Here is a 12,202-nt window from a genome sequence, read left to right as displayed (position 1 = left end):
GCTCGTTACGGCACAACCTGCACGACGTCACCGATGTGCAAAGTGTTGAAGAACTTCAGGGACGCGCTCGCCGACAGGTGGATGCAGCCGTGCGAGTAGACCGAGAGGCTGCCGGTGTGGAAGGCGTCGCCCGGGTAGAAGAACACCGAGTTCGGCATCGGCGCGTTGTCGAACTCCTTCGACAGGTGCATCTTCTCCTTCGACAGCACGTGGAACGTGCCGGTCGGGGTCGCGTAGCCCTTGCGGCCCGGCAGCATCGGCACCGGCCCGTAGACGACCTTGCCGCCCTGCAGGATCCACGCCTTGTGCGCGGAGATGTCGACGCAGGCGGCGGTACCGGAAGCGGCTGCCGCGGCGGCGCACGGGACGCCGGGGTCGCTCGCCGGAGCCGCCGGCTTGGGCTTGGGCTTGGGCTTCGGCTTGGTCGTCGTGGTGGTCGGCGCCGGCTTGGTGGTCGTCGGCGTCGGAGTGGCGCTGGCCGTCGTGGTGGGGGCCGCGCTGGTGGTCGACGTGGTGGGCGTCCCGCCCCCGGTCCCGGCCGCGGCGACGGCCCCGCCGCCCGCGTTCGGCGTCGCCGCCCCACCCCCGGAGCAGGCGGCCAGCACGAACGCGGTGGCCAGTGCGGCCGCTCCCGCCAGAAGCCTCTTCACGATCCGTAACCCCCAGTGTCGATCCTCGCTTGTGGACACCCGTAAAGACGGGGTTCACCCGGTCGAGGTTCGTCCGGGAAGGTCACGATTCGGTCAGTCTCAACCCGTGGGTTGAGCCCGGGATCAACCCCGGCCCGATCCCCGAGCCGACGAAACCGGGCCGCCGTTCACCGAAGCTGGGAGCACCGACAGAACCGAGGAGCCCGAAATGCCCAGCGCCGCGAACGTCCTGCTCTACGTGGCCATCGCCGCCTACGTCTTCTACCGGGTCGTCTACAAGCAGGTCCGCGGCACGCTGCTCAACCGGCGCACGCTGACGGTCATGCCGCTGATCCTGGTCGCCGTCGGCGCGTACCTCGCCGCGAAAGCGCTGCCCGGCGCGTCGGCCGCCGAACTGGGCCTGCTGGCCGCCGATCTCGTCGTCCTCGCCGGGCTCGGGGTGCTGCGCAGCACCACCACCACGCTCACCCCGCGCGACGGCACCACCTTCCAGAAGGGTTCGGCCGTCACCATCGGGTTGTGGGTGCTGACCATCGCCGTGCGCGTCGGGCTCGTCGCGCTCGGCACCGCGCTCGGCATCGCCGGCCCGCTGACCTCCGCCTCGATCGCGCTCACCCTCGGCGTCAGCATCGCCGTCCAGAACGCCACGACCTACGTCCGCATCCAGCGGCGTGGCCTGCCGCTCGCCGACCAGCGCCCGGCGGCGCTCAGCCGCTGACGCGCCCCAGCATCCGCGCGTACATCCGGCCCGGGCTGGGCACCGACGGCGGCAGGAGGAACCCCGGCAGCGGCGGCAGCGCGCCGACGAACGCGCCCAGCCGCTCGTACAGCACGGCCGCGCCGGGCGGCCGGGCTTCCGGGTCCTTCGCCAGCATCTCGGCGAGCAATGCGTTGAGCGGCTTGGGCACCCCCGGCACCGGCGGCGGCAGCTCCTTGACCTGCCGTTCGAACACGGCGTACGCGGTGGGCCCGTCGAAGAGCCGCCGCCCGGTGAGCATCTCGTGCAGTACGCAGCCCAGCGCGTAGAGGTCGCTGCGCGGTTCGGCGCCGCCGCGCTGGATCTGCTCGGGCGCCATGTAGGACGGCGTCCCCAGCAGCTGCCCGGCCCGCGTGAACTGCGCGGCGTCCGCCTCGCGCAGCACCGCGAGCCCGAAGTCCATCACCTTGACCCCGCCGTCCGGACCGAGCATCAGGTTGGACGGCTTCAGGTCCCGGTGGCACACCGCGAGCGCGTGGGCGGCAGCGAGCACCGCGCACGTCTGCGCCGCGATCGCCGCGGCCCACGGGATCGGCAGCGGCCCGTGCTCGGCGAGCAGGTCGGCCACGGTCACGCCGTCGACGAACTGCATGACCTGGAACAACCGGTCGTCGTGGGTGCCGTAGTCGTACAACGTCGGCACGCCGGGGTGGTCGAGCGTCGCCAGGATCCGCGCTTCGCGGGCGAAGCGGGCTTCGAGCTCTTCGTCGCGGCCCGGCAGCCTGAGCAGCTTGATCGCCACGCGCCGGCCCAGCCTGCGGTCGTGCCCGCCGTGCACCGCGCCCATCCCGCCGCGGCCGAGCGGCAGCTCGTCGAGCTCGTAGCGGTCGGCGATCAGCATCCGTTCCCCTAGTGGCCCGGCTTGAGCCGTCCTTCGACAAGTCCAGCGAAGCCTAGCCGGACCAGCTCGCGGCCCGTTTCCGCCGTCTGCCGCAGGACGGTGTCGAACTCGGCCAGGCGGCGGAAGACCCGGCCGTACTCGCGCTGGACGTCGATGGCCACCCGCGGGATCCGCACGCGCCTGCCGTCGATCCGCGTCGACGCCGACGCGGCGGGCAGGTCGGCCGCGCGCAGGCAGCCGGCCAGGAAGTCCGCGTCCAGCCGGTCCGGGTCGACGCGGTACACGGTGAGCCCGGCACCGACCGGCGCCGACGCTCCACTGTGGACGTACGCGATCCCGGTCACGGACGCGACGACGTCACCGTCTTCGGCGATCGGGTGCTCGCCGTCGGTGCGAGCCGCGTGCTTGACCTCGACGACTCCCGCCTTGACCAGCTCGCCGATCGTCGTGAACGCCGGCTCGCTGTCGGCCGCTTCGAGCGGCGGCAGCTGCGGCGTCAACTCGGCGAACCGGCCTTGCACGGCCTGGAAGGCACGGCCGAGGTCCTCGTCGCGACCGCGGCGCCGGGCCGGCGTCAGGTCGACGTCGTCGTCGAGCAGGTCGATGATCCGGACGCCGGATTCGGGACGGGCGCCGAACTCCCGCCACATTTCGTCCACTGTGGACAGGTCGTCGCCCGCCTCGGCGAGCAGCACGGTGGACGGCGGGCGCTCCCCGGGCACCGGCCGCCGCAGCAACCAGAGGTCCGGCCCCGCCTGAGTCAGCGTGACGACCGCGCGGACCGCGCCCGCGCGCAGCAGGTTGCCGCGGATGCGTTTGCCGCTGCGCCGCCCGGCCGCCGCGCCCGGCATCAGGATCGCCACCGTGCCACCGGGTTCGACGTGCGCGAGGCAGTGCTGCACCCAGGCGAGCTCGGGCTCGCCGCGCGGCGGCAGGCCGTACTCCCAGCGCGCGTCGCCGACGAGCTCGTCGTGCCCCCAGGCCCGTTCGTTGAACGGCGGATCGCACAGCACGGCTTCGGCGGTCCGGCCGGCGAAGGCGTCTTCGCGCAGCGCGTCGACCGCGTGGACCTCGGCCTCGATGCCACGCAGCCGCAGCCGCAGCGTCGCGATCGAGGCCGTCATCGGGTCGCTGTCCTGGCCCAGCACGGTTTTCGCGCCGCTCGCCAGCGCGAGCGCGCCGAAGCCGCAGGCGGGGTCGAGGATCGTCGACACCGGACCGGCGAGCCGGGCCATCAGTTCGGCAACCGGCTCCGGCGTGGCGGACAGCCGCCGCGAATGCGCCTCGAAGTACCGGTGGCACAACAGCTCGAAGGACTCGAGCGGGCCTGCCCGGTGCGTCATCTCGCTGAGCAGGGTGATCAGCTCGGGGTCGTCGAGCCTGCTGTCGAAGGTGTCGAGGAGCCCGGCCTGGAAGGCGAAGAAGACGCCGGCGCGGCTCACGCGCTCGGCGAGGTCGAGGTCGTCGCCCAGCGCGCGCAGGCGCTGCCAAGCGCGTTCGCCGGCGGACAGCTCGAACTTCTTGCCGCGGGCGCGGAACCAGCCGGCGACGGCGGACAGGCCGAACAACGGGCTGGACGCCGTGCCGCCGACCGGCGCCGGGAAGTCCGGGTAGCGACGGCGCCAGTTGCTCACCGCGGCCCGGCCGACCCCGGCGAGCCGCGCGATGTCGGCCGCGCTGACCGTGGCGTCGTCGTCCATGGCGGGCACTCTATCGGAGAATGCTCCATTCAGCCGAGTTGCTTGTGAACTCAGTCAACCAATGCTTTCATGGGTGGCATGACACACGATCGGTACGTCCTCCGGTACGCCGCGGGGTCGGACGTCGGCAGGCGCCGCAAGGTCAACGAGGACTCGCTGTACGCGAGTTCCCGCCTGCTCGCCGTCGCCGACGGCATCGGCGGCCAGCCGCACGGCGAAGTCGCCAGCGCGACCGCGGTCGACGTGCTGCGCGAGCTCGACGTCGACCTCCGGAGAATGGACCTCACGGGCGTCGACCTGGCGGCGACGCTGGCCGGCGTGGTCAAGTCGATCGACGACCGGCTGGCGGAAGTCGCTTCGAACGAGCCGACGACCGAGGGCATGGGCACGACGCTGACGGCGCTGATGTTCGACGGCGCCGAGTTCGCGGCGGCCCACATCGGCGACTCCCGCGGCTACCTGCTGCGCGGCGGCGACCTGCGCCGGCTGACCCGCGACCACACGCTGGTGCAGGCGCTGGTCGAGGACGGCCGGGTCGCGGCCGAGGACGCGGCGACCCACCCGCGGCGGTCGCTGCTGATGAAAGCGTTGCAGACGACCGGCTCCGGCGACCCCGACATCTGGACGTTCAAGGCGAAGCCGGGCGACCGGTACCTGCTGTGTTCGGACGGCCTGAGCGGCCCGGTCACCGAAGCGACCCTGCGCGACGTCCTGGACTCGAACCGCGAGCCGGCGGACGTGATCCCGGCGCTGATCCGCCTCGCCAACGAAGGCGGCGGGCCGGACAACATCACCTGCGTGGTGGCCGACGTCACGAGCTGACCCACCTTCACGGGAGAGCGGAGCCATCCGGTATCGTCTCTCGCGGAGGATTGGCCGAGCGGCCTAAGGCGCACGCTTGGAAAGCGTGTTGGGTTCACGCCCTCGCAGGTTCGAATCCTGTATCCTCCGCCCGTTGAACAGGCGAAACGCCGGGCCCGGTGCCCGGCGTTTCGTCGTTCGCGGTTCCGGAACCGGTGACGCGCCCCGGCCGGGACTCCGCCGATTGTCCCAATGTGAAAGCTTCTCGAACTTTCGCGCGGAAATTTTGGGTACACACACGGAGTTACGCGTGGGGCTGATCGCAGCCCGCTACTCCGGTCGCGCTAGTCTCACCCCGAACCAAGCCCGACGCTTCCAGAAAGGCCAGCAGTGGCACGAAAACCGCTCTGACCTGCGACAGCGCCGGCCAACGACGTTTCGCGTGCGGTCGTGCTGCCGGGCCACCCCCAGCACACACCGTGATCGGTCTGGCCCCGGACGTTCCCACGTCCGGGGCCTTGCTGATTTCGCGGTCGCGATCACTCCGCACAATCAGATGATCACGCTCAGTCGTTGGATCTGTTTCAATAGAAGTCCCCCTCTCAACCACCCCGATTCCGAGGAGTATGAGGCCCGATGGCCGGAGTCGAAGAGATCCGCGCTGGCATCGCACTCGCCAACGAAAAGGCGTCCGCGAGCATCGCCGCCCTGCAACAGGCAGCGCAGTCTCTCGAAGAAGCGCAGCAGTCGCTGTCGCAGGCGACCCAAGGCAGCAGCCAGCACGAAGTGAGCCAGGCCCACGGTCTGCTCGCGGAAGCCCTGCAAGGCATCAACGGTCTGCAGAGCACCGTCCAAGCGAGCATTTCCTCCGCCGACTCCTACTCGGCGCGTCTCTAGCGGGATGACGCTAGCCGAACTCCACCAGCTGCTCACCGCTGTCGTCACCGGGCTCGCCGACGCGCGAGCCCACTCCGAGCGCGCCACCAGCCTGCTCGGAGAAGCGCGACAGGCTCTCGTGGACGCCCAGGCCAAGGCCGATCCCTGGCTCCCTTCGCAGTACGCACAGGCCGGCGAGGGGCTGGACCAGCTCCTCGGCCGCCTGGCTTCCGCGGAAGATCTGGTGAGCGGATACCGGTCGCGTTTGTAATCCTTGCAGGGGACACCGTTTTTGGGGACGCCGATGGCCAACAGGGCAGCCGAACAACGCAACCGCGTCGAAACCGCGCTCGACCGGGTACGCCACCAGATCGGACTGGTGCTGGGCGCGGCGGCCGGTGCGCGCCAAGCCGCGGAGGCCGACCTCGCGAAGCTCGAGCTGGAGCGGGACATCGTCCGCGTCGGCATGAACCACGCGACCACCGAGCAGCAGAACGAATGGGCCAAACACCCCGCCGCACACGAGGTGTTCGGTGCGCTCGGCAGTGCGCGAAGCGCTTTCTACACCGACTGGAGCCAAGGTCCGGCGACGCTGCGCGAGCTGGTCGCGCAGAACGCGCCGGGCCCGGCCGGGCTGCCGCCGGGCGACTGGCTCGGGCGCGTCGGCCACAACGCCGGTCTCACGTCGCCGGGCCTGTGGCGCGTCGGTTCCGCGACGGCTGCGGGCAATGACCCCAGCCGCACGTTCGATGTCGCCGTCCCGCTCCTCGACGAGTCGCACCTGGCGATTACGTCGGCGCCGAAGACGCGGCCCGTCATCGACGGCATCGTCCAGAACCTGCTGCTCCGCGTGCTTTCGACGTTCGAAGCCGGCGCGGTGCGCGTGCACCTGTGGGACATCGGGCAGCTGACCGCGATCCTGCCGGACCTCTACCCGCTGAGCCGCACGAGCGCGCTTTCGCTGTACGACCCGGGCCGGCTCGAGGACCTTCTCGACGAGCTGGCCGGGCACATCCGCCGCATCCACGCCAGCTGCATGTCCGCCGGATTCACGTCGCTGCGGGAAATGCGGCAGAAGACCGGGCAGCGGAGCGAGCCGTTCCGCGTCGTCGTGCTGTACGGCAACGGCGAAACCCTGGAACCGGAACGCGCCCGCGACCTCAAGCGCGTCGCGAGCGGCGCGCTGGCCGCCGGGATCTGCCTGATCATGGTCGACGTGCCGACGGCGGTGAGCGCGCCCGTCGAGACGCTGAGCCTCGTCGACGACCGGCACGCGATCAGCAGCATGACCGGGACCGACCTGACCGTCGCCCTCGACCCGCCGCTGCCGTCGGGGCAGGTGATCCGCGCCGTCGCCAAGATCGCCGAAGCGCTGATCGCCAAGCAGGGCGGCCCGCGCTCGTTCGACGACCTGCTGCCGGCCGAGATCGGCCACGAGAGCTCCGCGCGGGAGCTGCGGGCGCCGGTCGGGTTCTACGAGGGCGAGCCGGTCGAGGTCGTCATCGGCGACGCGAGCCCGCACGCCCTGATCGGCGGACCGTCCGGTTCGGGCAAGACGAACTTCCTGTACGCGCTGCTCGGCAGTCTCGCGGCGCGGTACACCCCGGACGAGCTGGCGCTGTACCTGCTGGACTTCAAGGAAGGCGTCTCGTTCGCCGGACTGGCGCCGGGGCGCAAGGACGCGAGCTGGCTGCCGCACGCGCGGCTCGTCGGCGTGAACGTCAACACCGACCGCGAGTTCGGCCTGGCGCTGCTGCGCTTCCTGGCCGACGAGCTGCGGCGCCGGTCCGCGGCCGCGAAGGAGCACGAGGTCACCAACCTCGCCGACCTGCGCGAAGCCGACCCGGGTGGGCACTGGCCGCGGATCGTCGCGGTGATCGACGAGTTCCAGTACCTGTTCGCGGGCCGCGACCAGGTGACGGCGGCGGCGACCCAGCTGCTGGAGGACATCGCGCGGCGCGGCCGGTCGCAGGGCATCCACCTGGTGCTGGCCAGCCAGGACGTCGCCGGCATCGAAGCGTTCTGGGGCAAGCCGGCGGTGTTCGAGCAGTGCACGCTGCGCATCGCAATGCCGAAGGCGCGGCGGGTGCTGGCCGAAACGAACAACGCGGCGGTGTCGGCGCCGAAGTGGCACGCGGTGATCAACCACGATTCCGGTGTCGCGCACGGCAACCAGCTGGCGCACATCCCGGACGCGAGCAGCAAGAACGTGTTCGTCCGGCTGCAGCACCGGTTGTGGGAGGCGTACGCGGGCTACTTCCCGCGGCCGCGCCTGTTCGACGGCGCGCATTCGCCGATCCTGGAACAGTTCCCGGCGTACCTCGACCTCAAGACGAACGCGAAGCCGCGGGCGCTGCTGGGCCAGTCGATCGACGTGACCGAGACGGCGTGCGGAGTGGACCTGCCGCGGGCACCGGGCCGCAACGTCGCGGTGCTCGGGTCGGCGACGGCCGAGGCACTGTCCATCATGGACTCGGCGGCGCGGTCGCTGTCCCGGCAGTACGAAACCGGCGAGGTCGAGTTCCTGCTGAGCTGCCCGATCGAGGCGTGCGCGCCGGCCGCGCTGGAGCTGACCGAGCGCCTGCGCACGGACGGCCACGCGGCGACGCTGGTGGACGACCTGACCGGCGTGCTGGAATCGATGACCGGCGCGATGGCGGGCGGCGCGAAGATCCTGCTGCTGTACGGGGTCGACGCGGCGCTGCCGACGTTGGAGGCGAAGGCCGTCGGCCAGCTGAAGAGCGGCCTCGACCACCTGCGCGTGGTGCTGAAGCAAGGGCCGGGCCACGGCATCCACACGATCGGCTGGTGGCGCAGCATCGCGCGGTTGAAGGACACGCTGGGTTTCGCCGGCACCGACGACATCGGCACGTGGGCGGCGCTCGACGTCCAGGGCAACGAGCTGGCGCCGTTCGCGGCGGGCCAGGTGGTGCACTGGTCCCCGCGCCCGGGCCGCGCGTTGTTCTTCGACCGCACGACCCACGGCGCCCCCGAAGTGATCATCCCGTTCCAGCGTCCGGAGAACATCCAGTGACCGACGACGGCGCCACCGCGGCCATGCGGTACAAGGAAATCATCGCCCTGTCCCGCGGCTCGGCGGAGAACCTGCGCGCGTGGGAGTTGCAGCGCGCGGAGGCCTTGGAAGCGGAGATCGAGGCGGCCCGGACCGCGATCGAGGCGGCGGCCGACCGAGAGGCGCGAGCGGCCGAGCGCGCAACGCGCTGGTGGAAGATGGCGCTGCACAACATCCAGGGCTTGCTGTGGCTCGACCCGGGCGACGAGCCCCGCCCGGTGATGACGGCGCGTCCGGCGTACCTCGACCGGTACCTCGAGGAGGTCAAGCCGAGTTACCAGGAGCTGGTGCAGGCGGTGCTCGCGTTGGGCTGGCGGGCCAAGCGGGCGGCGCCGAAGCGCGGGGACCAGCCGCCGGTCTAGGTCAGACGTCGAAGACGGTGTCGTAGGGCTCGTCGTCATCGGTGGGCGCCGGCCGGCGCACCGGGGCAGGCCGCCCGGCGGCGGCGTCCTGGATGGCGGCGGTGATGGTTCGGCCGAGCGTCTCGGCGTCGAGCCGCATGGCGTCCGGCGCGAGCCGCACCTCGCTGACGATCCCACCGGGCCCGGTCAGCACGGTGACCATCCGCGTGGTGTGCTCACTTGCCGCGATGAGGCGCCGGTTTTCGGCCTTGCGGTCCTCGATCTGCTTGAGCTGCCAGCGCATTTCCTCGATGAGCTGCGCGTTGTTCACCGTGCCTCCTGGTGCCGCAGGAATTCGTAGTTCCGGCCGTTCCGCTGAACGGTGTAGCCCCTGCTGTGCGCCAGCACCATCAGCTCGACGAGGCTCAACGAGGTGTAAAAGACAGCCACCCGATGACTCGGGCGCCCATCGAGGTGCGCCGCGACCTCGTGCAGCAGGGGGTTGCCGGTGAAAGCCGTTTGGGGTGCGCCCCGCGCGAACTCGTACCGCGAGGCCGCGGGATCGGGCGCCATGGCATAGCCGTGCGCCTGAGCCGTGCTGAGCACATCGGGAACAGTCAGCAGGCAGTCACGGTAGGGGACGTACACGAGGGGCCGGCCGTCGAGCTGCTGGACGAGCCGGCGAATACGTTCTCGCCGGGTCTTTTCCCGCTTGTTGTTCACGAAGATGAACACCCCCGCGGCCACCAGGACGATCGCGGCGAGGGTTCCGGCTGTCCCGAACATCTCCGCTTGGCTGCCCTTGAACTGCGAGCCGGCAACGATGACCTCGCCGCTCACGACACGTCCTGGCTGCGCAGGCTCCAGGCGACCTTCGCCGTCGCCTCGGCGACGGCCGGCCAGGCGTCTTCGGACTCCGCGACCACCGAGAGGATCACCACGGACCGGCCGTCCGGCAACGGGATCTGGTACTCCGCCTTGATCTGCGTGCGCACGTCGTCCTCGGGCAGGTGAAACTCGCCGCCGCTGATCGCAACGAGAGCCGGGCCGATCGGCAGCCGCACCGGCTGGACCACCGCGAGCTTGTGCCGGCCGCGGTACTGCTCGGCCATCGCCGCCACGAGGGCGTCACGGTTCCCGGGCGCGGGGTCCGGCCACCGCGCCACCCCGAGCGTCAAGGTGGCGACGTCACCCTTGCGGCGACCGACCGCGAACTTGCCGAACACCCGGATTCCGTTCGCCTGCATGGTCGGGACCAGCGACATCAGGTAGCTGCCGAACTCTTCGACGGACGTCCCGGACGCCACGTTCTCGGCGATGGTCCAGGCGTGCCCGCGGTTCATCTTGTCGTCGGCGCCCACCGGCATGCCGGCGAACCCGGGCGGCAAGTCGATTTGGAGAGGCATCAGTTCCACACCTCGTCTTCCGCCCGCGCACGCCGGCGCTCCGGCGCGTTGTCCGCTCGGACGCCCGCTTCGGTCGCATTGCCCAGCGCCACCGCAACCCACGGGGCGGCCCCGACGATGATCGACGAACCGGCCGCGGCCCACTGACCGGCGTCTTTGGGAAGCCAGTAGTTGGTGAAGTCACCCCACGGACCTTCGAAGCTCTTGCCCGTCGCTCCGGCGGCAGCCTCGCCGGCGAGTTGCTCCGCCGGTAACCCGTAGGTGGACAGCTTGAGCGCCCACGTCGGTACGCCCGGTACCATGCCGGCCAGCGATGTGGCCGCCCCCATCGCATCGAAAGCGAGCGTCTCGGGGGCCACGTCGGCTCCGGCGGCCTTGGCCAGGGCGTGTCCGCTCAGTGCCCCCAGGCCCATCCCGGTGGCGATGGCGCCCGTCACCTCGTCCACCGGGGGCGGCAGGACGTCGCTCAAGATGCCCAGGCCGTTGCCGATGTCGCCCGCCACGTCGGAGAGCTTCGAAATCAGCTCCGCGTGGTCCTGGACGAAGTCCCAAGCCTGGTCCACCCCATCGGCGAGGGTGTTCGACAAGTCGACAAGTGCCCCGCCGACGGCGTCGCTCAGCTTGTCGAGGACGTCCGGCTTCTGCGGCGCCAGCTCCTTCGCCTTCCGCAGCGCCGCCGCGACCCGGCCCGCCGCCTCCGTGTGCTCCTGCTGGAGCTGCTTCGCCGCGTCCTGGACGTTCTGGCAGCCGTCGATCGCGGTCTGGAGCTGTTGGCCCGCGTTGTCCAACAAGCGCTGAGCGATCTGCAGCGACTGCTGGTCCGGGAACGTCCGGTTCGCCAGCGCCAGGTCCGGGTTCGCCCGTGCCGCTTCGGCCGCCTTCGCCGCCGCCTCGGCTCGGGCTTCCAGGTCCGCCGCTCGTTTCTGCAGGTCACCAAGGTCGTGCGACCACTTTTCGAGTGCGTCGGCCGCCGAGCCCATCGATCGCGCCGCGCCCTCGAGGTACTGCGGCAACGGGCCGATGCGCCTGGCGAAGGCCTCACTCGCCTCGCCCTGCCAGATGCCCTGCTTCCGGACGATCTGCCGCAGCGAGTCGTCAGCCTCGGCGAGGTCCTTGCTCACCGCGCGGTACTTGCCGGCCAGGTCGGTGCTGCCGTCGAGGTCGCCCGGCGCCGGGTCGAAGCCCAGGGCCGGGAAGTCGCGGGTGCTCACAGCCCGTCCAAGATGCCCGTGATGCCACCCGTTGCGCCGCCGCCGACCATGCCGTCGTCGCCGAGCACGTCGCCGATCGGCTGTTCGACCCTCGGGTAGGTCCCCCTCGTCCCGCAGGCGGGCCCGTCCCCCAACACCGCCGAGCCGAACTTCGACAACCCCTCGCCGAACTCCGCCTCGATCTGCTCGTACTTCCCCTTCGCCCGCGTCAGCCGCTCAGTGATCTCCGAAGCCGCGTCGCCGAGGCGCCCGATGCCGTACCCCCATGCCTCCTCGAACTCGACGCCCGCCTTGCCCAGGTCCGCCGTCCCCAGCGAGCCGAACGCCCCGCCGCCGCCCAGCTTCCGGTTGGCGTCGGCCATCCGGCCCGCCGCCGTGTCGAGGTCGCCGATGAGCTTGCCCAGCTCGTCGGCCTTCACCGCATACCCGTCCACGCCACCCTCCCCTGTGGTCCGTCGAAGCTCAGACGGCCCTCCACGCTGCGTGGTTCCATAGTCACCCATTGGCGCGGACACGGAAAAGGCCACCATCGGGGCAAAGCGCCCG

At 71.1% G+C, this 12,202-nt stretch carries 14 protein-coding genes and 1 tRNA gene; 7 read left to right on the top strand and 8 right to left on the bottom strand.

Annotation, left to right across the window (positions count from 1 at the left end; all coding sequences use genetic code 11):
* Positions 1-5 precede the first annotated feature (5 nt).
* Positions 6-650: a L,D-transpeptidase gene (locus ABFJ78_RS04790; protein WP_436384444.1), complete on the bottom strand. Its 645-nt coding sequence runs from the start codon at positions 648-650 to the stop codon at positions 6-8.
* A 208-nt stretch (positions 651-858) separates the two neighbouring features.
* On the opposite strand from ABFJ78_RS04790, the gene ABFJ78_RS04785 reads away from it, so the two are divergent.
* Positions 859-1,368 (top strand): hypothetical protein, encoded by a 510-nt coding sequence (locus ABFJ78_RS04785; protein WP_436384443.1) that lies wholly within the window; start codon positions 859-861, stop codon positions 1,366-1,368.
* Here the strand turns inward: ABFJ78_RS04785 and ABFJ78_RS04780 are convergent.
* Complete coding sequence (locus ABFJ78_RS04780) at positions 1,358-2,248, bottom strand: serine/threonine-protein kinase (RefSeq protein ID WP_436384441.1); 891 nt, start codon at positions 2,246-2,248, stop codon at positions 1,358-1,360. The genes ABFJ78_RS04785 and ABFJ78_RS04780 overlap by 11 nt on opposite strands.
* Positions 2,249-2,256: 8 nt before the next feature.
* The gene (locus ABFJ78_RS04775) at positions 2,257-3,948 is read right to left on the bottom strand and encodes an HsdM family class I SAM-dependent methyltransferase (RefSeq protein ID WP_436384440.1); all 1,692 of its coding nucleotides are present in this window, start codon (positions 3,946-3,948) and stop codon (positions 2,257-2,259) included.
* Positions 3,949-4,026: 78 nt separating this feature from the next.
* On the opposite strand from ABFJ78_RS04775, the gene ABFJ78_RS04770 reads away from it, so the two are divergent.
* From ABFJ78_RS04770 to ABFJ78_RS04745, 6 genes are all read left to right on the top strand, one after another.
* A complete protein-coding gene (locus tag ABFJ78_RS04770; protein ID WP_436384439.1) occupies positions 4,027-4,770 on the top strand; it encodes a PP2C family protein-serine/threonine phosphatase in 744 nt (247 codons plus the stop codon).
* Between the two features lie 44 nt (positions 4,771-4,814).
* Positions 4,815-4,899, top strand: a tRNA-Ser gene (locus ABFJ78_RS04765).
* A 486-nt stretch (positions 4,900-5,385) separates the two neighbouring features.
* Positions 5,386-5,646, top strand: a complete 261-nt coding sequence (locus ABFJ78_RS04760; protein WP_086677306.1) for a hypothetical protein — start codon at positions 5,386-5,388, stop codon at positions 5,644-5,646.
* Between the two features lie 4 nt (positions 5,647-5,650).
* Positions 5,651-5,896 carry a hypothetical protein gene (locus tag ABFJ78_RS04755; protein WP_086677304.1) on the top strand — a complete coding sequence of 82 codons (246 nt, stop codon included), beginning with the start codon at positions 5,651-5,653 and terminating at the stop codon, positions 5,894-5,896.
* A 33-nt stretch (positions 5,897-5,929) separates the two neighbouring features.
* Positions 5,930-8,659 (top strand): FtsK/SpoIIIE domain-containing protein, encoded by a 2,730-nt coding sequence (locus ABFJ78_RS04750; RefSeq protein ID WP_436384438.1) that lies wholly within the window; start codon positions 5,930-5,932, stop codon positions 8,657-8,659.
* Positions 8,656-9,060 (top strand): hypothetical protein, encoded by a 405-nt coding sequence (locus tag ABFJ78_RS04745; RefSeq protein WP_436384436.1) that lies wholly within the window; start codon positions 8,656-8,658, stop codon positions 9,058-9,060. Before ABFJ78_RS04750 ends, ABFJ78_RS04745 begins: the two co-directional genes overlap by 4 nt.
* A 1-nt stretch (position 9,061) precedes the next feature.
* Here the strand turns inward: ABFJ78_RS04745 and ABFJ78_RS04740 are convergent, their stop codons facing one another.
* From ABFJ78_RS04740 to ABFJ78_RS04720, 5 genes are read right to left on the bottom strand one after another with little or no spacing between them, the layout of a single operon-like run.
* A complete protein-coding gene (locus tag ABFJ78_RS04740; RefSeq protein ID WP_436384435.1) occupies positions 9,062-9,370 on the bottom strand; it encodes a YbaB/EbfC family DNA-binding protein in 309 nt (102 codons plus the stop codon).
* Positions 9,367-9,879, bottom strand: a complete 513-nt coding sequence (locus tag ABFJ78_RS04735) for a hypothetical protein (protein WP_436384433.1) — start codon at positions 9,877-9,879, stop codon at positions 9,367-9,369. Before ABFJ78_RS04735 ends, ABFJ78_RS04740 begins: the two co-directional genes overlap by 4 nt.
* The gene (locus ABFJ78_RS04730; protein WP_364447506.1) at positions 9,876-10,445 is read right to left on the bottom strand and encodes a hypothetical protein; all 570 of its coding nucleotides are present in this window, start codon (positions 10,443-10,445) and stop codon (positions 9,876-9,878) included. Before ABFJ78_RS04730 ends, ABFJ78_RS04735 begins: the two co-directional genes overlap by 4 nt.
* Positions 10,445-11,656, bottom strand: coding sequence for a putative T7SS-secreted protein (locus ABFJ78_RS04725; RefSeq protein ID WP_436384432.1), 1,212 nt, complete (start codon positions 11,654-11,656; stop codon positions 10,445-10,447). The genes ABFJ78_RS04730 and ABFJ78_RS04725 overlap by 1 nt, the downstream gene beginning before the upstream one ends.
* Positions 11,653-12,090, bottom strand: coding sequence for a hypothetical protein (locus ABFJ78_RS04720; RefSeq protein ID WP_436384431.1), 438 nt, complete (start codon positions 12,088-12,090; stop codon positions 11,653-11,655). Before ABFJ78_RS04720 ends, ABFJ78_RS04725 begins: the two co-directional genes overlap by 4 nt.
* Positions 12,091-12,202 lie beyond the last annotated feature (112 nt).

Source organism: Amycolatopsis sp. MEPSY49 (genome assembly GCF_051337345.1).
GTDB lineage: Bacteria > Actinomycetota > Actinomycetes > Mycobacteriales > Pseudonocardiaceae > Amycolatopsis.
This window is presented reverse-complemented; position numbering and strand designations above follow the sequence as displayed.

Bases quoted from the DNA above. Each gene is read 5' to 3' on its own strand.
- ABFJ78_RS04785 (WP_436384443.1), top strand. From the start codon at position 859: ATGCCCAGCGCCGCGAACGTCCTGCTCTACGTGGCCATCGCCGCCTAC.
- ABFJ78_RS04780 (WP_436384441.1), bottom strand. From the start codon at position 2,248: ATGCTGATCGCCGACCGCTACGAGCTCGACGAGCTGCCGCTCGGCCGC.
- ABFJ78_RS04775 (WP_436384440.1), bottom strand. From the start codon at position 3,948: ATGGACGACGACGCCACGGTCAGCGCGGCCGACATCGCGCGGCTCGCC.
- ABFJ78_RS04770 (WP_436384439.1), top strand. From the start codon at position 4,027: ATGACACACGATCGGTACGTCCTCCGGTACGCCGCGGGGTCGGACGTC.
- ABFJ78_RS04760 (WP_086677306.1), top strand. From the start codon at position 5,386: ATGGCCGGAGTCGAAGAGATCCGCGCTGGCATCGCACTCGCCAACGAA.
- ABFJ78_RS04755 (WP_086677304.1), top strand. From the start codon at position 5,651: ATGACGCTAGCCGAACTCCACCAGCTGCTCACCGCTGTCGTCACCGGG.
- ABFJ78_RS04750 (WP_436384438.1), top strand. From the start codon at position 5,930: ATGGCCAACAGGGCAGCCGAACAACGCAACCGCGTCGAAACCGCGCTC.
- ABFJ78_RS04730 (WP_364447506.1), bottom strand. From the start codon at position 10,445: ATGCCTCTCCAAATCGACTTGCCGCCCGGGTTCGCCGGCATGCCGGTG.